General features: G+C 64.5%; 15 protein-coding genes. 9 read left to right on the top strand and 6 right to left on the bottom strand.

Going from position 1 to position 17892, the window contains the following annotated elements; all coding sequences use genetic code 11:
• Nucleotides 1-586 (top strand): maleylpyruvate isomerase family mycothiol-dependent enzyme (locus RWT78_RS19880; protein ID WP_314677586.1); only part of this gene is annotated, 586 nt, incomplete at its 5' end.
• A gap of 51 nt (nucleotides 587-637) precedes the next feature.
• Here the strand turns inward: RWT78_RS19880 and RWT78_RS19875 are convergent.
• Entirely contained in the window at nucleotides 638-1405 is a 768-nt protein-coding gene (locus RWT78_RS19875) for a hypothetical protein (protein ID WP_314677584.1), read from the bottom strand.
• A gap of 89 nt (nucleotides 1406-1494) precedes the next feature.
• Here RWT78_RS19875 and RWT78_RS19870 point away from each other — a divergent pair, with 89 nt between their 5' ends.
• Together RWT78_RS19870 and RWT78_RS19865 are read left to right on the top strand one after the other, a co-directional pair.
• Complete coding sequence (locus RWT78_RS19870; protein WP_314677582.1) at nucleotides 1495-2073, top strand: hypothetical protein; 579 nt, start codon at nucleotides 1495-1497, stop codon at nucleotides 2071-2073.
• The gene (locus RWT78_RS19865; protein WP_003942308.1) at nucleotides 2070-2414 is read left to right on the top strand and encodes a hypothetical protein; all 345 of its coding nucleotides are present in this window, start codon (nucleotides 2070-2072) and stop codon (nucleotides 2412-2414) included. The genes RWT78_RS19870 and RWT78_RS19865 overlap by 4 nt, the downstream gene beginning before the upstream one ends.
• Nucleotides 2415-2419: 5 nt before the next feature.
• Here the strand turns inward: RWT78_RS19865 and RWT78_RS19860 are convergent, their stop codons facing one another.
• The 3 genes from RWT78_RS19860 to RWT78_RS19850 are packed head-to-tail and all read right to left on the bottom strand — an operon-like array spanning nucleotide 2420 to nucleotide 5311.
• On the bottom strand, nucleotides 2420-4165 hold the full coding sequence (locus tag RWT78_RS19860) for an NTP transferase domain-containing protein (RefSeq protein WP_314677579.1): 1746 nt from the start codon (nucleotides 4163-4165) through the stop codon (nucleotides 2420-2422).
• 50 nt (nucleotides 4166-4215) lie between these two features.
• The gene (locus tag RWT78_RS19855) at nucleotides 4216-4512 is read right to left on the bottom strand and encodes an MGMT family protein (RefSeq protein ID WP_003942322.1); all 297 of its coding nucleotides are present in this window, start codon (nucleotides 4510-4512) and stop codon (nucleotides 4216-4218) included.
• A gap of 10 nt (nucleotides 4513-4522) precedes the next feature.
• On the bottom strand, nucleotides 4523-5311 hold the full coding sequence (locus tag RWT78_RS19850) for an alpha/beta hydrolase (RefSeq protein ID WP_042922178.1): 789 nt from the start codon (nucleotides 5309-5311) through the stop codon (nucleotides 4523-4525).
• 52 nt (nucleotides 5312-5363) lie between these two features.
• Here RWT78_RS19850 and RWT78_RS19845 point away from each other — a divergent pair, with 52 nt between their 5' ends.
• Both RWT78_RS19845 and RWT78_RS19840 read left to right on the top strand, forming a co-directional pair.
• Nucleotides 5364-8726, top strand: coding sequence for an ATP-dependent DNA helicase (locus tag RWT78_RS19845; protein WP_314677575.1), 3363 nt, complete (start codon nucleotides 5364-5366; stop codon nucleotides 8724-8726).
• On the top strand, nucleotides 8727-12119 hold the full coding sequence (locus RWT78_RS19840) for an ATP-dependent DNA helicase (RefSeq protein WP_314677573.1): 3393 nt from the start codon (nucleotides 8727-8729) through the stop codon (nucleotides 12117-12119). It begins immediately after the preceding gene.
• Here RWT78_RS19840 and RWT78_RS19835 read toward each other — a convergent pair.
• Entirely contained in the window at nucleotides 12116-12517 is a 402-nt protein-coding gene (locus tag RWT78_RS19835) for a hypothetical protein (protein ID WP_003942341.1), read from the bottom strand. The genes RWT78_RS19840 and RWT78_RS19835 overlap by 4 nt on opposite strands.
• 156 nt (nucleotides 12518-12673) lie before the next feature.
• On the opposite strand from RWT78_RS19835, the gene RWT78_RS19830 reads away from it, so the two are divergent.
• On the top strand, nucleotides 12674-13741 hold the full coding sequence (locus RWT78_RS19830) for a TrkA family potassium uptake protein (protein ID WP_003942296.1): 1068 nt from the start codon (nucleotides 12674-12676) through the stop codon (nucleotides 13739-13741).
• A 38-nt stretch (nucleotides 13742-13779) separates the two neighbouring features.
• Nucleotides 13780-14679 (top strand): NAD(+) diphosphatase, encoded by a 900-nt coding sequence (gene nudC / locus RWT78_RS19825; RefSeq protein WP_007731249.1) that lies wholly within the window; start codon nucleotides 13780-13782, stop codon nucleotides 14677-14679.
• Nucleotides 14680-14693: 14 nt separating this feature from the next.
• On the opposite strand, the gene RWT78_RS19820 is transcribed toward nudC, so the two are convergent.
• Nucleotides 14694-14951, bottom strand: coding sequence for a mycoredoxin (locus RWT78_RS19820; protein ID WP_314677571.1), 258 nt, complete (start codon nucleotides 14949-14951; stop codon nucleotides 14694-14696).
• Nucleotides 14952-15054: 103 nt separating this feature from the next.
• Between RWT78_RS19820 and RWT78_RS19815 the strand changes: the two genes are divergently transcribed.
• Together RWT78_RS19815 and RWT78_RS29235 are read left to right on the top strand one after the other, a co-directional pair.
• On the top strand, nucleotides 15055-17193 hold the full coding sequence (locus RWT78_RS19815) for an ATP-dependent DNA helicase UvrD2 (protein WP_314677568.1): 2139 nt from the start codon (nucleotides 15055-15057) through the stop codon (nucleotides 17191-17193).
• 579 nt (nucleotides 17194-17772) lie between these two features.
• On the top strand, nucleotides 17773-17892 hold a 120-nt coding region (locus tag RWT78_RS29235; protein WP_399552169.1), incomplete at its 3' end, for a WhiB family transcriptional regulator.

Raw genomic sequence — 17892 nt, 5'->3', positions numbered from 1 at the left:
CGTCAAGGCACAGGCTCTCATCGGTGCACTGACCGAAGAGCAGGCGCGTGAGCCGTCCGGGCTACCCGGGTGGAGTCGGGGGCACGTGGTCACGCACATGTCGCGCAACGCCGACGCGCTGGGCAGATTTGTTGCCGGCGTGCAGGGCGGCGAATCGGGGGAGATGTATCCAGGGGGGCCGGATGCGCGCAATGCTGCAATCGAAGAGGGCGCAGATCGCCCGGCTGAATTGTTGGCCCTCGACTACCGCTTCTCGGGAACGAGGCTGGTCGACGCGTTGTGCGAGATCCCGACAGATCGACTGGACACACCGGTGCCGTGGCGCAAACCTGTGACGGCATTCGATCTACCGATCCTGCGCTGGAACGAGATCGAGATTCACCTGATGGACCTCGACATCGGTTACACCTGCCACGACTGGCCTGCCGAGTTCGTGGAATTCACTCTCGCCAGTCAGTTGGGCGCACTGGAGACGGAGGTCCCGGGTGTACGAGTGCCGTCGCTGTCCGACGCGGAGACCTTGGCCTGGTTGGTTGGGAGGCCGACGAGGGTGGGGCTGCCGACTCTCCCTGCCTGGCCGTTCTGAGATGCAGCCGTTCTGAGATGCAGCCGTTCTGAGATGCAGCCGTTCTGAGAGTTAGAACAGGGTGGGGGCGCTGACGTCGTTGCGTGCTTGGGCCAACCTCGCACTCCACCTTTTCACCAACCACATCTCGACGATCTCGGGTTGGGTGCCGGCGGCATAGGCCCAGCTGTCGAGAAGTTCGCAGTACCGGCGGTAGCGACGCGTCGTGAAGCCGGTGACGGAAGGATCCTCGAGCCAGCCCTCGTGGATGAGCGTCGAGACTCCGTACTGGTCGATCATCTGAGCGCGTCGGCCTTCGTCCTGTACGCCCACTGCCCACATGAAAGCGGCCATCAGCGATACTCCGACACCGGGGGTGAGTGGCCACCCGGACCAGGTGTCGCGCCGGACGACGGGCATCGACTTGTTTTTCGAGCAGTGATCGAGAATGGCTGTGATCTGGGTCAGCGGATCCTCGTCCTCACGGTGATGGGGATTGAAGACGTTGGGGAACCGCCGTGTGAACCGTCGGCTCTCGTGTGAGCCCTGCCAGGCCGCGCAGAGAAACAGTAGTCCGAGGCCGTCGTGCTGGGCGACAACGAGATCGCTCGACGGGCGAAGGTCGTTGCGTTGAACGATGGCTCGACCCTCGGTGATCACTTTGCCGTCGAGATCACGCCCGCGCAGGCTGATGGTGTGGCCGACGTCCTTCAGGTGTGCGTTCCACCAATCCAGGTCGACGGTGGCTTCGTCGTCGAGGACGTGCAGTGGAAAGGTGCGGGAGCGGCACCACTCGACCAATGCGTCCGGCGGTTCGAATCCTTCGTCGACACGATTCATGGCGCGATGATCCCACGAGTCGCCGACAGTAATTCGTGCGACGCGCAGTCCACCGGGATGGAACCGGACACTCGCGGTACGCTCCGCTCATGAAATTCGCGTCCTCGCAGGTGCGGTCGGCGCTGTGGACGGTAGCCATCGCCTTGGCGGCCACGAGTCTGAGCGGATGTATCGGTGCCGTTGATCGGATGGATTTCGACAATCAGATGCGCGAACGTGGCGGTGGGATGACGTCGGAGTTGGTGCGAGGCGGGTTCGACAGCCTCGCACATAGGTACGGCGTCGACGCGGTATCGGTGACCAGCATCGACATCAGCCCGATCGAGACGCTCGGAGTCACCGTTCGAGACCCCGGGAAGCCGACCCAGCTCGACAGATTCTCTTTCGACGGAGTCATTCTCGGCGAGCCGAGCCCCGTGCAAGTCAGTGTCACCGACGATCTCGATGCACGATCGTTCACGCTGGATCAAGTGCCGGCATTGGCGAATGTCGAGAAGTTGGTCGACGACGCGCTGGAGAACAGCGGTGTCGACGACGGCGAAGTCACCGGGATCTCGGTCAGTCGCACCGAGGCGATTCGCGCATCCGTGATGGTGGAATCTCTACGCTCGCGGGCGCTGGTGGTCTTCGAGCCTGACGGAACTCCCTTCCTGGTGCACCCGCTGTGAGCCGCCGTATCGCTCCGTTGCTGATCTCCGTAGTGGTGATCGTGGTCGTGGGAATCTTTGCCGCACTGCTGTCTTCGGTGATCTGGCCCGGCCAGGTCGCTCATTTGGCGCCGATTTTCTGTGAAGCTCCCACATCGAGCGCGATGGTCGTCTCGGATACCTTTTCCGACGGCGACGGTACGTCCACCAATTTCACGCTGTACTGCGTCGGACCGCGCGGTCAGACCGTTGATGCCGGCTGGTTGCTGCCGTTCTTGGTGCTGTGGGGCGTGTATTCGCTGGTGCTTGCGACAGTGGTCGGCGTGGTCGGGGTCAACCGGCGTAGGCGCCCAAACGACTGACCCGATCAGCGTGGGAGGACAACCACTTCGGCGACGGCATCGTCTTCCGCGTGTGGCGGAACGAGTGCAAACGCGGAGCGCCCGATCAACCCCGCCAGGTGTGCGGTACGTACAGACGGTTCGGCGCGCCAGCGACCGTCGGCGGATTGTGTGACCGGCAGTAGGCGTACCGCATCGGAAGTCACCGCAGCGGCGTTCTCGATGATGCCGAGCAGTGGCGGTGGGGTGTCGCTTCCCGTCAAGGCGGCCACGACGGTGGGCAGCATCGTCAACAGGGTGGTCACTGCGGCGTACGGGTTGCCGGGGAGGCCGAGAACCACCCGACCACTGGGCAGGACAGCCGTTATCTGAGATCCGCCCGGGCGCGAGGCGACTCGCCCGACAATCGTGCGAGCGCCGAGTCGATCGAGCGCACTGCGCATTTCGTCGGCAGCGCCGCCGCCCGTGGCACCAATGACAACAAGCAGGTCCTGTTCAGTCGCATCCGCCAGTACACGCTCGAAACTGTCGGCCGTGTCCCTCAGGTGCGAATCCGCCACGCACCGTACGCCGTTGCTTTCCAGTAGGTAGGGGAGAATCCCACCGACGGAGTCGCGGGTCTGACCTTCACGCAGTGGACCGGTCCGCCGGATCTCGTCGCCGGTGACTATCACGCGTGCCCGTACCGGACCACGGACGAGGGCGTCGAACACTTCACCGCTGGCAGCTGCGGAGACCACCGCCGGAGTCACCGCGGTACCAGTCGGGGCGATCGTGAATCCGGTGGTCCAATCTTCCCCTCGTGGTCGAGCGTCGTTGCGGTGCGGCGCATCCGGCAGTCTCCGTACCATCCGAGATGGCTCGTCGACGGACAGATACTCGTCACGAATCACCGAGGTGGCGCCGAGGGGCAGGTGTGCTCCCGTGGCAATGCGAATCGCTTCGCCTTCACCGAGTTCGAGTTGCCCGTCGGCGCCCGCGATACGGATCTCGGTGCGGATTCGCCAGGGACCCTCGCCGGAGACGGCGTTCCCGTCCATCGCCGAGACATCGGATCGAGGAAGATCACCCAGGGCGACGAGAGGCTGCGCGAGCGTTGCTCCGAGACTGTCGGCGAGGGCGGCCCAGTGTGGTGACAATGCTGTCAGTGAGTTCCTGACGGCGGCGCGGGCTTGCTCGATCGTCAGGCGCGGATGGTTTCGCGCGCGGTCGATGTCCGCCGGTGTGTCGCAGTCAGTGGTACCAGTGACACGCAGCGTCGAGAACGGCTCGGTGACAATCGCTTTCATAGGTTGATTCTCCAACCCCGAACTCTCCCGCAATGTGGACAGGCGTTGCCGGAGCTCGCGAAATGTCCACGCGGAGAGCAGGAATTGGGTTCGGTTGTTCTCGTCCACGGCACACGTCACCGGACTGTCCGTCGACGTGGCAGCTATCAAAGCGTCGACTGATACGGCCTCGATGTGCGGCAGATCGGACGCCAGGACCACCACCACGGCGTCGTCGGGTAACCGGGTCGCAGACAATCCGGCCCAGATCGCCTCGACAGGGCCGGCTCCGGCCGGAGTTTCCTGAGTTTGAGTGATGCCAGGATCAAGTTCAGGGCGATGTGGACCGACCACGACGACGGCGTCCAGATGCGCCGTCGCTGAAAGCGCGATGTCGAGGAGCCTGCGGCCGTGAACGAGCAGGCCGGGTTTGTCGACACCACCCATTCGGGTCCCGCGACCACCCGCCAGAATGAGGGCGGCGGTCGGCGGCGTGACGGTCATACCTCCATGCTGCCCCATCGCCCGCGTCACGACGACCGGTGACACGTGAATCAGAAGTGATACCGAGCTTTCTTCAGGTCGATCCGACCGTCCTTGATCGGCACGCCTTCGAGTTCGAGCTTGGCGATCTGACGATGAGCCAGGTGCGCCGACGGTTTGCCGGAGGCGCCGAGAACCCGATGCCACGGCAGGTCGGCAGAGTCCGTTCGCATGATCCAACCGACCGTGCGAGCGCTGGAAAGTCCTGCAGCATCAGCGATATCGCCGTATGTCGCCACGAAACCGGCCGGAATCGACGCGATGAGGCGCCGTACCTCTTCGATCTGCTCTTCGGTGGTGGCTGCCATGTCGGTTCCTTCAGAGCATGCTGCGAACGAGGGCGGCGACTTCGTCGGCCCGTACGTGCGGGACCATGTGGTCACAGTCGAATTCGACACCGGTCAGATTTTCACCGAGGTGCTCGGTGAGTGCTGCCCGGAGCTCGGCGGTGACGTACGGCGGTTGGACCTTCATCGCCTGAACCAGCACGGTGGGCATCGACGACGGAGGCAGCACGATCGGGCGAGCGAGTTCGCCCCACCCGGTCACGATCGCGGGCGTGGACAGGCGCCAGTTGACGCGTCCGTTGCCCAGTTCGATCAGGTGTTCAGCCATCTCGACGTCGAGGTCCTGGGTGGGAACCTCACCCCACGAGCCGTGAATCTTCTCGGAGTATGCCTCTGCCGCATCGGTGTAATCCGGTGAGCCGATTGTGAGTTCGGCCACTTCCTGCATGAAAGTCGGATCCAACCCGATCGCCGGGTCGAGCAGGACGAGCCCACGAACGCGTTCCGGTGCGGTGGCCGCGAGGTGCAGCGCCAGCATTCCGCCGAAAGAATGCGCGACGATCACCACCGGTCCGGTGGCATGTTCGTCGAGCGTCTCCAGCAGGCTCGCCACGTGGGATTCGATGTTCCACGGAGGAGCCCAGGTCGAGCGTCCGTGACCACGCAGATCGGGCGAGATCCAGCGCGCTTGGGGCAGTTGGTTCTCGGCCATCGACTGCCAACGTCGGCCGTGACCGGTCAGACCGTGCAGCGAAAGGATCTCCGGTGCCCCGACGGGTCCGTAGAGATACGTATGGAGTGCAGACACGAGGTCAATCATGCCGGATGCAGGCGATGTGTGAGTTGTCGGTGCGCTCTGGTGGAATGCCTGGGTGAGTGAGACGGCAACACGCAGCAAGGTCACCATCCCGCGGGCGCGGTTGGTGCACCGAACTGCGCCGTCTCCGATACCCCGAACGTGGGACGAAGGGACGGCCCGGCTGTTCGCGCCGCCGTCCGAGGATCCGTTCCAACTCGCGTTCGGCCCTGTTTCATTCGGCTCGGGGGCCGCCTGGAGTCCCTGGCAGGTACTCGGCAGCCCCGGAACCGGCAAGACGTCCCTTCTGGTGGATCTGGCAGTGCAGAAGATCTCCGGTGGCGAAGATCCTGAATCGGTCCTGGTGCTCACCCAGTCGCGCCGGGCAGCGACGCAGGTCCGCGAGCAGATCACGGCCGGGTTGCTCGGGTACGAACAAGAACGCGGACCGCAGGCAACTCGTGAGCCGTTGGTCCGCACCGTTCACTCGTACGCCTTTGCCGTACTCCGGCTTCAAGCCGCAGCGCACGGCAACGCGCCGCCACGCCTGATCACCGGCGCCGAGCAGGACTCGGTGCTCCGAGAGATGTTGCGCGGCGACATAGAAGACGGTGCGCTTCGGTGGCCGGAGCGCCTGCGACCCGCATTGGGTTTGAACGGCTTTGCCGTCGAACTTCGAGATCTGATGCTGCGAGCGAACGAGCGCGGACTCGGTCCCGAAGATCTTGTCAAGCTCGGCAAGAAGCGTGGCCGTCCGGAGTGGGTGGCGGCCGGGCGGTTCGCCGAGGCCTACGAGCAAGGCGTGCTGCTACGCGGCAGTGTCGGTGTCGAGGCTCCGGAGGCGACGGCGCCGGCACTCGACGCGGCCGAGTTGATCGGTGCGGCATTGACCGCGTTCGCCACCGATCCCGAATTGCTTCGCTCCGAGCGCGCTCGGATCCGGCACCTACTCGTCGACGACGCACAACATCTGGATCCGCAGGCGGCGCAGCTGGTTCGGCTGATCGGAACCGCAACTGCGGGCACGGTCATCGCCGGTGATCCCGATCAGTCGGTCTTCGGGTTCCGCGGTGCGGATTCGGCGTTCCTACTCGGACTCGCCGAGCGCGGAGACGAGCGCCAGATCGTCCTGCCCACCACGTTTCGCAACAACGCCGACGTCGCGTCGATCGCGGCCAAGATCGCTGCGCGGCTGCCCGGCAACCTTGCTCATCGCATCGCGGTTCCATCCGATCTCACCGATGAGGACCCGGGGCGGGCGTCGGTGCGGGTTCTCGGTACGACGGCCAAAGAAGCGGCAGTCGTCGCAGATACCTTGCGCCGGGCGCATCTGCTGGACGGGATTGCTTGGTCCGACATGGCCGTCATCGTTCGGTCGGTCCCGCGCACTCTCGCCCCTCTCCGGCGAGCCCTGCTCGCGGCCGGGGTACCCGTCACGACCGCTGCCACCGAATTGCCGCTGGCCAGGCAACACGGAGTGTCCGGCCTGCTGCTGGTCCTTCGGGCGCTCGGCGGCGATCAGTTCACCGGCGACGACGCGCTTGCCCTGATGGCCGGTCCCATCGGCGGCGCCGAGCCGGTCACCCTGCGCCGGTTGCGTCGTGGCCTGCGCCGGGTCGAGTTGGCATCGGGAAGTGATCGGGACTCCTCGGAGTTGTTGCGGCTCATTCTGATCGACGAGGATCGTGCGCAGTCCAAGCGCCTCATGGGCAAGTTGACAGACGTCGAAGCTGCGGCACTCAATCGCGTGCTGTCGGTCCTTCGCAAGGCCCGAGTGCCTCTCGAGCGAGGTCTCGGGGTCGAAGAAGTTCTGTGGGCGGCATGGCAGGCGACGGGGCTGGAACGACGCTGGGCGACTGCGTCGGCGCGCGGCGGACCTATCGGCTCACAGGCCGATCGAGACCTCGACGCAGTCGTCGCACTTTTCGACGCAGCCGCCAACTACGTCGACCGGTTGCCGCGTTCGCAACTCGCCGGTTTCGTCGACTACTTGACCAGCCAGGAGATACCGACCGACTCGCGGAGCCGATCGGTCATCACTCCCGACGCCGTCACCGTGGTCAGCGCTCACGCCGCGGCGGGTCGCGAATGGGCGGTCGTGGCGGTGGCGGGTGTGCAGGAGGGGCTCTGGCCGAGTTTGCGGGCACGCGGATCGCTACTGCGTACCGAAGCGCTGATCGACCTGGTCAACGGAGTCTCCGACGGCAGTGACTCGGCTGCCGAACGACTCTCGCGAACCGCACCGCTTCTGGCCGAAGAACGCAGGTTGTTCCTGGTTGCCTGTAGCCGTGCTCGTCGCCGTCTGCTGATCACCGCAGTCGAATCGGCTTCGGGGGACACCGACTTGGTGCCTTCGCGGTTCGTGGACGAATTGATCCGTGGTGACGCGTACTCGGACGATCCGTCCTCCGATCTCGACGTCGTTGCACCCGAGACCGGGGATACCCGGGTTCTGTCGCTGCCTGCACTGGTCGCACAGCTTCGCAGCGTCGTGTGTGATCCCGACATCGCGCATTTCGACCCCGAGAAGCATTCCCGGGCCGCTCGCCAGTTGGCACGTCTGGCTGCTGCCGGGGTACGCGGCGCGCACCCGGATCAGTGGTACGGCACAGCCGAGCCGAGTACCGCTGCTCCCATGTGGCAGCCCGAGGACGGACCGGTTTCACTATCGCCGTCCACCATCGAGCTTCTCGAAACATGCCCTCTCCGATGGGTGTTCGAGCGTCATGGCGGCAGCGACGGAGACAACACTCATGCGATCGCCGGTACGCTGGTCCATACCTTGGTGCAGGCATTGGCCGGCCGGATTCCACCGGATCAAGTCGAGAAGGCACTCGAAAATGCCTGGGAATCCATCGATCTGGGATCGCAGTGGTACTCGCGCCGCGAACTCAATCGAACTCGGGAGATGCTGGCGACGTTCACCGCCTGGATGAACGCAACTCGCGGCGAACTGACCGAAGTCGGCGTCGAGGTCGCGGTCGAGGGGGTCCTCGAACCACGTGAGGAGGGAGCGCCTGCGGTCAAGCTTCGTGGCCGGATCGACCGGCTCGAGCGCGACACCGAAGGCCGTCCGGTGGTTGTCGACGTCAAGACTGCGCGAAACCCTGTCAGCAACGAGGCCGCGCAATCTCACGCGCAGTTGGCGGCGTACCAGGTCGCAGCGGCCGAAGGTGCGATTGCCGTCGAACCGGCCACACAACCCGGCGGTGCACGCCTGGTATTCGTGGCCAAGTCCAACAAGAAAGACGGTGCGGCGCAGCGAGTTCAGCCGCCGCTGACGGCCGAAGCCGTCGAGATGTGGCGAGACGTCATCCACAACGCAGCGGCAGCGACCCAAGGGCCGCAGTATCTGGCCAGGGTCAACGACGGATGTAGACATTGCCCGGTGCGCTCGAGTTGCCCGGCACACGACGAGGGACGACAGGTGAGTAACTAAGTGGCTGCCGCGACGCAGAAGGCACGCCGACCGAAGATCGATCCTGTCGACCTGGCGGTCGCGCTCGGTCAACACCCGCCGACGCCGGAACAGGCGGCAGTCATCGCCGCACCGCTCGGTCCGACATTGGTCGTCGCCGGTGCCGGTGCCGGTAAGACCGAGACGATGGCTGCTCGCGTCGTGTGGCTGGTGGCCAACGGCTTCGTCGATCCCGAGGCCGTTCTCGGATTGACCTTCACGCGCAAAGCGGCACAACAGCTCACGTCGCGAATCCGCAAGCGCTTGGCGCGACTGGCGGGTTCGGACGTTTTGCGGGCACTCGACCCGACCGGCGGAGTGCGTTCCCGGATTCTGGCCGGGGAACCCGAAGTCAGTACCTACCATGCTTACGCGGGACGGTTGCTGTCCGAGCACGGACTGCTGTTGCCGATCGAACCCTCGGCGACGCTGTTGTCCGAGACCGAACTGTGGCAGGTTGCGCACCGCGTCGTGAGCGGCTGGGACAGTGATCTGGACACCGACAAGAATCCGGGGTCCATCACCGAAACCGTTCTGGCCCTTGCCGGTCAGTTGGCGGAGCACCTGGTCGACCCCGAGCAGTTGCTCGAGGCTCACACCGAGTTGGACAAGCTGATTCACACTCTGCCCGCCGGTCCGAAACAGCGGGGTGGGCCGAGTAAAGAGCTGTTGAATTACCTTGATGTGCAACACAAACGCATCGAGCTACTGCCCCTCGTTGCCCGGCTGGGTGAGACGCTGCGACGTGAAGGCGCATTGGATTTCGGCAGCCAGATGTCGCTGTCGGCCCGTGTCGCCTCCGAACATCCCGAGGTCGGGCAAACCGAGCGTGAGCGCTTTCGGGTAGTTCTTCTCGACGAGTACCAGGACACCGGTCACGCTCAGCGAGTGTTGTTGTCCTCGTTGTTCGGTGGGGGAGCCGACGGCCGGTTGGCGCTGACAGCCGTCGGCGATCCGATGCAGTCGATCTACGGTTGGCGAGGCGCGTCGGCGGCCAACCTGCCACGGTTTGCAACCGACTTCCCGCTTGCCAACGGAAAGCCGGCTCCGACGCTCGAACTGCTCACCAGTTGGCGTAACCCGCCGGAGGCTCTCGAACTGGCAAACCTGTCGTCGGCACCGTTGCGCCGACGCGGTGTGGCCGTCAGCACACTTCGTGCGCGGCCGGGAGCCGTCGCCGGAGACGTTCGACTGGCGCTGCTCGGAGACGTCGAACAGGAACGTCAGTGGGTTGCGGAGAAGATCGCCGAAGAATACGAGGCGGCTCGTGCCGAAGACCGCCCGACGCCCACGGCAGCGGTGTTGATCCGCCGCAACGCCGATGCTGCCCCGCTGGCCGAGGCTTTGCGGTCCAAAGGTCTGCCAGTCGAAGTGGTCGGACTCGGTGGGCTCCTGCACACACCCGAGGTGGCGGACGTGATCGCCATGCTCCGAGTGGTCGCCGATCCGCTGGCGGGCAGCGCCGCCGTTCGGCTGCTCACCGGAGCGAGATGGCAGATCGGCGCGAAGGACCTCGCCGCACTCTCGCAACGCTCCCGCGAACTTGCCATCTCCGCCGGATACGGAACAGCGGGTGCGGTCACCGACGCCGAGGCGCTCACCTCGGCAGTTCAGGACGCGCTGCCGGGGGAGAACGCCGAGCAAGCAGGATTGGTCGATTCGATCTCCGATCCAGGCCCGGCAGAACGCTATTCTGCTCTCGGGTACACACGCATCAACGCGATAGCGGCAGAGTTGGCGTCGTTGCGCGAACGTATCGGCCAGCCGCTCACCGAACTGGTGGCGGAGGTCGAGCGGGTGCTCGGCATCGGAATCGAGGCAGGCGCGCGAACCCGAGTCGGTGTCGTCGGGACCGCGGGCCGCGAGCATCTCGACGCATTTGCCGACGTCGTCGCCAATTACGCGACGCGTCCAACAGCCAATCTGCCCGGGATGCTCGCATTCTTCGCGGCCGCCGAACAGATCGAAAAGGGCCTCACTCCGGGCGAAGTGGAGGTGGCGCCGGATCGCGTGCAGATCTTGACCGTGCACTCGGCGAAGGGGCTCGAATGGGAAGTAGTGGCGATCCCGCATGTCAGCGACGGGGTGTTCCCCTCGTCCACCGCGTCCGGATCGTGGCTCGGGGCGCTCGCCGAACTGCCACCGTCGTTGCGTGGTGACCGGGCGGTCGACGCGGATTCGGCCGACGGAGTTCCGGTGCTCGACCTCGAGGAGCTCTACAACCGCAAGGACCTCGAGAACGCGATCACGGCGCACAAGAAGGCCTTGTCCAACCGTCGACTGGACGAGGACCGGCGACTGTTCTACGTCGCGCTGACCAGAACCGAACAGGCGCTGTTCATCTCGGCGCATCACTGGGCGGAATCCGGTTCGGAACCGAAGGGGCCTTCGGAGTTCCTGGACGAGCTGCATCAGATGGTCACGGCCGAAAGCGATGCCGGTGAAGAAGACTCACGCGGTGCGATCGGCGTCGTGGAGGAATGGGCGCCTGCACCGGAACCCGACACCGAGAACCCGTTGGCCTCCACACCCCGTACGGCGCAGTGGCCGCCCGATCCGCTGGGTGCGCGGCGCGGCGCGGTCGAGGCCGGAGCCGCGAGCGTCCTGTCCGCACTTGCATCGCTGCCGCAAGACAGCAAAGAGACGGAAGAACCGGAGGACGATCCGGAGAACTGGGCCTCGGACGTCGACGTTCTCCTGGCCGAGCGCGAAGCCCGGGCAAACGCGCGTGCCGAAGTGATTCTCCCGGCGCAGCTTTCGGTGACTCAGCTCGTCGACCTCAAGGCAGATCCGGATGAACTCGCGGCACGGCTGCGTAGACCACTGCCGTACCCACCGAACCCGCTCGCTCGGCGCGGCACGGCTTTTCACGCCTGGATCGAGCGAAGGTTCGGTGCGACCCGACTGTTGGATCTCGACGAACTACCCGGCGCCGCGGATACCGGCGCGGGTCCCGAGACCGATCTGGTGAAACTTCAGGATGCGTTCCTGCGGTCCCCGTGGGCCAATCGCAGCCCGATCGAAGTGGAAGTTCCTTTCGAAACATCCATTGCCGGAACGGTTTTACGGGGTCGCATCGACGCTGTGTTCGCCGATCCCGACGGCGGATGGACGGTGATCGACTGGAAGACCGGTGCCGAACCGTCGGCCGCCAACGAGGACGCTGTTGTGATGCAGTTGGCCGCGTATCGGGTGGCCTGGGCCGAATTGATGTCAGCCAGAGCCCGTTCGGCGGGGCGCAACGAACAGTTTCCGGCCGACAAGGTCCGGGCGGCGTTTCACTACGTTCGATCGGGTCGCACCATCGCACCCGAGAACCTGCCGGACGGTGAGGCTCTCGCTCGCCTCATCCGAACGGCAGGCGCGCAAGATTAGCTTGCGTTTCGACGAGCCTTGAGTGCTTCGGTCACCAGCGGAACCTGCAGGGGAAGACGTGCGATCGAACCGATCTTCTGCGGTGTGGACGTCTTCGGGCTTCGGCACCAGTCGATCGCCATCTGGATGTTGGCGGGGAACACGGCAACAAAGAGCGCGGCGGCAAGGCCCGCGCCGAGCTTGCGGGTCTTCGGCACGGCCAAGGCAGCGCCGATCGCCAGTTCCGCGACGCCGGACACCTGGGTGTAGGTGCGGGCCTGTCCGGGAAGTTGGCGGGGAACGGTGCTGTCGAAGAAGGAAGGCGCCACGAAATGCATGGTGCCGGCGCCGAGAAGGAGGGCCGACAAACGAAGAGCGGCCGCTTGGCTGGGAGTGGACGTCGAACCGGTGAAAGGCATTTGCCCAGCCTGCCTCACGGTGGACCTTCTTGCCACTACCGGCGCCACGACCCGCGCGCTATTCGGCGCCCGAGTTCCGAAGTCGATCTTCGAGGGTTACGCTGCCTGCCGATGTCCGTGTAGGTATTTCGTAAGTTCGAGTGAGAGAGTCGATGTATGGCCGGTAAGCTCCGGGCGCGTTTGACCAGGTCGGAAGCATTGACCGATCAGCCTGACTTCGCCCTTGTCGGGGTGCTGCGCATTCCCCAGCTACAGACAAGTCCGGCGCGGGCCATCTACAAGCGAGTTCTCATCGCGTTGGGTGCTCTCGGCGCCGCCGTGTTGATCGTGTACATCGATCGCGCGGGATACCGGGACGCACAGGACAACGAGCTGTCGCTGCTCGACTGCATTTACTATGCGACGGTTTCGCTCTCGACCACCGGCTACGGCGATATCACTCCGTTCACGCCGTCGGCGCGCCTGGTCAACGTCCTGTTGATCACGCCACTTCGGATCTTCTTCTTGATCGTGTTGGTCGGAACCACACTTTCAGCTCTGACCGAGAGTTCGCGTCAGGCGTTCAAAATTCAGCGTTGGAGGCAGCACGTGCGTAATCACACCGTCGTCGTCGGATACGGGACCAAGGGGCGGACGGCAATCGAAGCAATGCTCGGTGACGGTGTACCGGCGTCGGAGATCGTGGTCGTGGACACCGATCAGACCGTCCTCGATTCGGCGGCGAGCAAAGGCCTGGTGACGGTATTCGGTTCGGCGACGAAATCGGACGTACTTCGGTTGGCAGGTGCGCAGAATGCGTCGTCGATCATCGTGGCAACCAACCGTGACGACACCGCAGTGCTCGTGACGCTGACAGCCCGCGAAATCGCGCCGAAAGCCAAGATCGCCGCAGCCATCCGTGAAGCCGACAACGCGCATCTTCTGCGTCAGTCCGGCGCAGACTCCGTCGTCGTGTCCTCGGAGACGGCGGGTCGACTCCTCGGCATCGCGACCACGACGCCGACCGTCGTGGAGATGATCGAAGACCTGCTGACTCCGGAGGCCGGATTCGCGATTGCCGAGCGTGCCGTCGAGCGTGACGAGGTCGGTGGCTCTCCGCGTCATCTCTCCGACATCGTGCTCGGGGTCGTTCGTGACGGCCGTCTGGTTCGCGTCGGTTCGCCCGAGGTGGACGCCGTCGAGGAGAACGATCGACTGCTCTACATTCGCCGCGTCACGAACTGAGTGTTACCGAGCTTCGTGCGCGCAGTAATGTCGTGAGCGTGAACGACTTCCAGCTGACCGAAACACCTCTGCTCTCACGCTCGAGCGTCGGCCGCGCCGAGGAATTGCGGTCTGACGCCGCTGCACTGACGACGGGTTGGGCGGACGCACTGCTCCTCCGTGTGAATTCACGGGGTCAGGTCAAGGTGTCGCCGGAAGGTCAATTGGTCTTCGCCGAGGCAACCGAGTTGGGGCCCGAACCGGTGCGCGGCGCGGTGTTCCTGGGAATTCGGGAGAATCGCCACGTCTGGGCGGTGCGGGTGTCGCTGCTGGCGGGCACTTTGTCTGAATTGCGGATGCTCGGCGGAACACTCGACGACGCGGACGCCGGTTTGTTGACCGGTGCCGTCGCGATTCTCAACTGGCACGACAGTGCCGGATTCAGCGCTATCGACGGCGCACCGAGTGAACCCACGATGTCCGGCTGGTCACGCATTTCCACGTCCACCGGCCACGAGGAGTTTCCCCGAACGGATCCGGCGGTCATCTGCCTGGTGCACGACGGCGGCGATCGAGTTCTACTCGCGCGTCAGCCGACCTGGCCGCAGCGCCGTTTCTCGATTCTCGCGGGATTCGTCGAGGCCGGGGAGTCACTCGAAACGTGTGTTGTCCGCGAGATCAAGGAAGAAGTCGGTATCGACGTGCACAGCGTTCGATACCTCGGGAGCCAGCCCTGGCCGTTCCCTCGCTCGGTGATGTTGGGCTTCGCCGCAATCGGCGACCCCGCCGCTCCGCTGCTGTTCGCGGACGGCGAGATCGCCGAGGGCACCTGGTTCACGAAAGACGAGGTGCGCGCCGCTCTCGAACTCGGCGACTGGGGTTCGGAAGCGGACGCGCCACTGCTGCTGCCCGGGTCGATCTCCATCGCTCGCGGAATGCTCGAGAGCTGGGTCAAGTAGCAGCCGGAGAAGGTCTACAGACCCAGAGCCTGCTTGACCTGGTTGAGCGACGGGTTGGTCGCAACGCTGCCGTCGCCGTACTTCACGGTCGGAACGACGTGATTGCCACCGTTGACGCTGCCGACGAAATCGGCTGCTGCCGGATCGGTCTCGATGTCGATCTCGGTGTACTCGATCCCCGACGCGTTGAGCTGCGTCTTGAGGCGACGGCAGTAGCCGCACCACGTGGTCGAGTAGATGGTCAGGGCAGGCGCATTTTCGGTAGAAGTCACGGCGGATATAACACCACGACCGAGAGCGTTGTTCCGTATCGGCCCGTGTTCTCTTGCCCACACACCGTCGGGCGCGGCGAATGGAGTGTCGGAAGGTCCTGCCATGATGGTCCCCATGCCTGCGGACACCGGACTGGATCCAGAACAATCGGCCGCCGTGCTCGCGCCACGCGGCCCGGTATGTGTCCTCGCGGGCGCTGGAACAGGCAAAACCCGCACCATCACGCGCCGGATCGCTCATCTGGTTGCCGACGGTCACGTGTCGGCCGGTCAGGTGCTTGCCGTGACGTTCACCGCTCGTGCGGCCGGGGAAATGCGTGGACGTCTCCGTGAGCTGGGCGTCGGCGGGAGTGGGCCGCAGGTGCAGGCTCGAACTTTTCACGCTGCTGCTCTCCGTCAACTGAAGTACTTCTGGCCGCAGGTTGTCGGCGACACGCCGTGGCGTCTGCTGGACCGAAAGTTCGCGGTTGTCAGCAGTGCCGCAGCCCGGGTGGGATTGTCCACCAGCACGGAAAGCGTCCGCGACCTCGCCAGTGAAATCGAGTGGTCGAAGGCGTCGCTGATCGCGCCGGAGGATTACCCACGCGCGATCGCCAAGATTCGCCGTGAGGCACCGGTCGATGCCACCAAGGTGGCCCAGGTGTATGCCGCATACGAAGAGCTGAAAGCACGCGGCCAGGACGGCATGCTGCTTGATTTCGACGATCTCCTACTGCACACGGCGGCAGCTCTCGAAGAGCATTCGACAGTCGCCGACGAGTTCCGCGAGCGGTATCGCTGCTTCGTCGTGGACGAGTATCAGGACGTCACCCCACTTCAGCAGCGTGTGCTCGACGCCTGGCTGGGCGACCGAGACGATCTGACCGTGGTGGGCGATGCGAATCAGACCATCTACTCCTTCACCGGAGCCACCCCCAACTATCTGTTGGACTTCTCCCGGAAGTTCCCCGAAGCGACCGTCGTTCGGCTCGAACGGGATTACCGCTCCACCCCTGAGGTCGTGTCGTTGGCGAACCGCGTGATCGGTGCGGCGCGCGGGCGGATCGCCGGGACGCGTCTGCAGTTGATCGGGCAACGCGCTCCGGGGCCTGAGCCGGAGTTCATGGAGTTCGACGACGAGCCGGCCGAAGCACTCGGCGTTGCGCGGGCGATCAAACGGCTGATCGCGGCAGGCACCCCTGCGGCCGAGATCGCTGTTCTGTACCGGATCAATGCTCAGTCGGAGGCGCACGAGCAGGCCCTGACGAAGCTGGGCATTCCGTTCCAGGTGCGCGGTGGAGAGGGCTTCTTCACTCGCACCGAGGTACGTCAGGCGGTGGCAGCGCTGCGTCAGGCAGCTGGACGCGACGACCTCCCCGAAGGTGCAGACAACGGCGAAGCACTGGTCTCACTCGTCCGCGCTGTGCTCGCGCCGCTCGGCCTGACCAACGAAGAGCCTTCGGGTACTCAGGCACGCGAGCGCTGGGCGTCGCTCTCGGCTCTCGTGGCGCTGACCGAAGAACAACTCGTCCACGAACCCGAACTGTCGCTCACCGGGCTTCTACAAGAGCTCACAGCCCGAGCCGAGGCGCGGCACCCACCGACCGTGCAGGGCGTGACGCTGGCTTCGCTTCACGCGGCCAAGGGGCTCGAATGGGATGCGGTGTTCCTGGTCGGCCTCAACGACGGCACCCTGCCGATCCAGCACGTTCTCGGCGACGCCAATTCGGGCGCCGACGACGTCGCGGTGGAGGAGGAGCGTCGGCTTCTGTACGTGGGTGTTACCCGCGCCCGCGAGCATCTGCAGCTGTCTTGGGCATTGGCCCGCAATGAGGGTGGACGCAAGTCCCGTCGCCGGTCGAGGTTCCTCAACGGGCTCATCCCCGAGGACTCACCGGCTTCGCGCGTTGCCGCGCCGTCGTCGGGGAACAAGAAGCGTCCGCGCTGCCGCGTCTGCGGCAAACCGTTGATCGGGACGTCGGCGACCATGCTCGGGCGCTGCGAAAAATGCCCGTCCAATGTCGACCTGGAATTGCTCGAGCACCTCAAGGCCTGGCGTCTGGACAAGTCCCGAGAACTCAAAGTTCCGGCCTATGTCGTCTTCAGTGACAACACATTGATGGCTATTGCCGAACAACGACCACAAGACAATCGTGGACTGGTTTCGATCCCTGGAATCGGGCCGAAGAAACTCGACAACTTCGGGGAAGACGTACTAGCTGTCATTCGCGGCGAACTGCGTGCGGCAACACTCGATATCTGACAACACATCCGAATCGACAACGGTGAGTTACATAACCGCAGGTCAAAAATAGGTTGTGCAGATTCGGCAGATTCTCTACTCTGGTTTTCAGTGTTACGGGGCAACCTGTGCGCAGAAACTATCCGGACCGACACGAAATGGAGGTGGCAAATAAATGACGAACTTGATCTCGTATGAAGCGTGCGCAAGCGCAAAGTTCGCTGTTGCCGCCCCCATGCTGCCGCGTGCAGCGGGATGGGCGCAGCATGCGTTCCGCCTGCGCCCTCAAGCAGCAGCAAAGAAAGCAGCTGTCGAGTCCGTGTTCTTAAGCCATCGAGGTATTTCTCGGTAGGACACATCCGTTCACTTACGGCCACGGACCCGCAGCCCCTGCGGACCGTGGCCTTTGTGTTGGATACCCCTCTTTATCCGGTTTCCGACTCGGCTCAGGTTCGCACCCATCGAACCCATATCGTGCGACACAGTTTCGCATCCGAGCACTAGGAGACCGAGTTGTCTGCCCAGACAATCCGCGTGGAATCCTAAAACTCCACAACTGCAGTAACTTCCACCGACGTCACTTCGGCTGCAGTCACGTTCATCGAGGTCGCGTCCACCCGCCGCGACTTGCCGTGCCGGGCATCCAACCCCGATCTCTGGTTCGCCGAAGCTCCGGCCGAACTCGAGCAGGCCAAGGCACTGTGCGCGCAGTGCCCCATC

This window comes from uncultured Rhodococcus sp., from assembly GCF_963525155.1.
In the GTDB taxonomy this organism is placed as follows: domain Bacteria; phylum Actinomycetota; class Actinomycetes; order Mycobacteriales; family Mycobacteriaceae; genus Rhodococcus_F; species Rhodococcus_F qingshengii.
The sequence above is the reverse complement of the archived record's forward strand: the minus strand, read 5'-3'. Positions and strand labels throughout refer to the sequence as shown.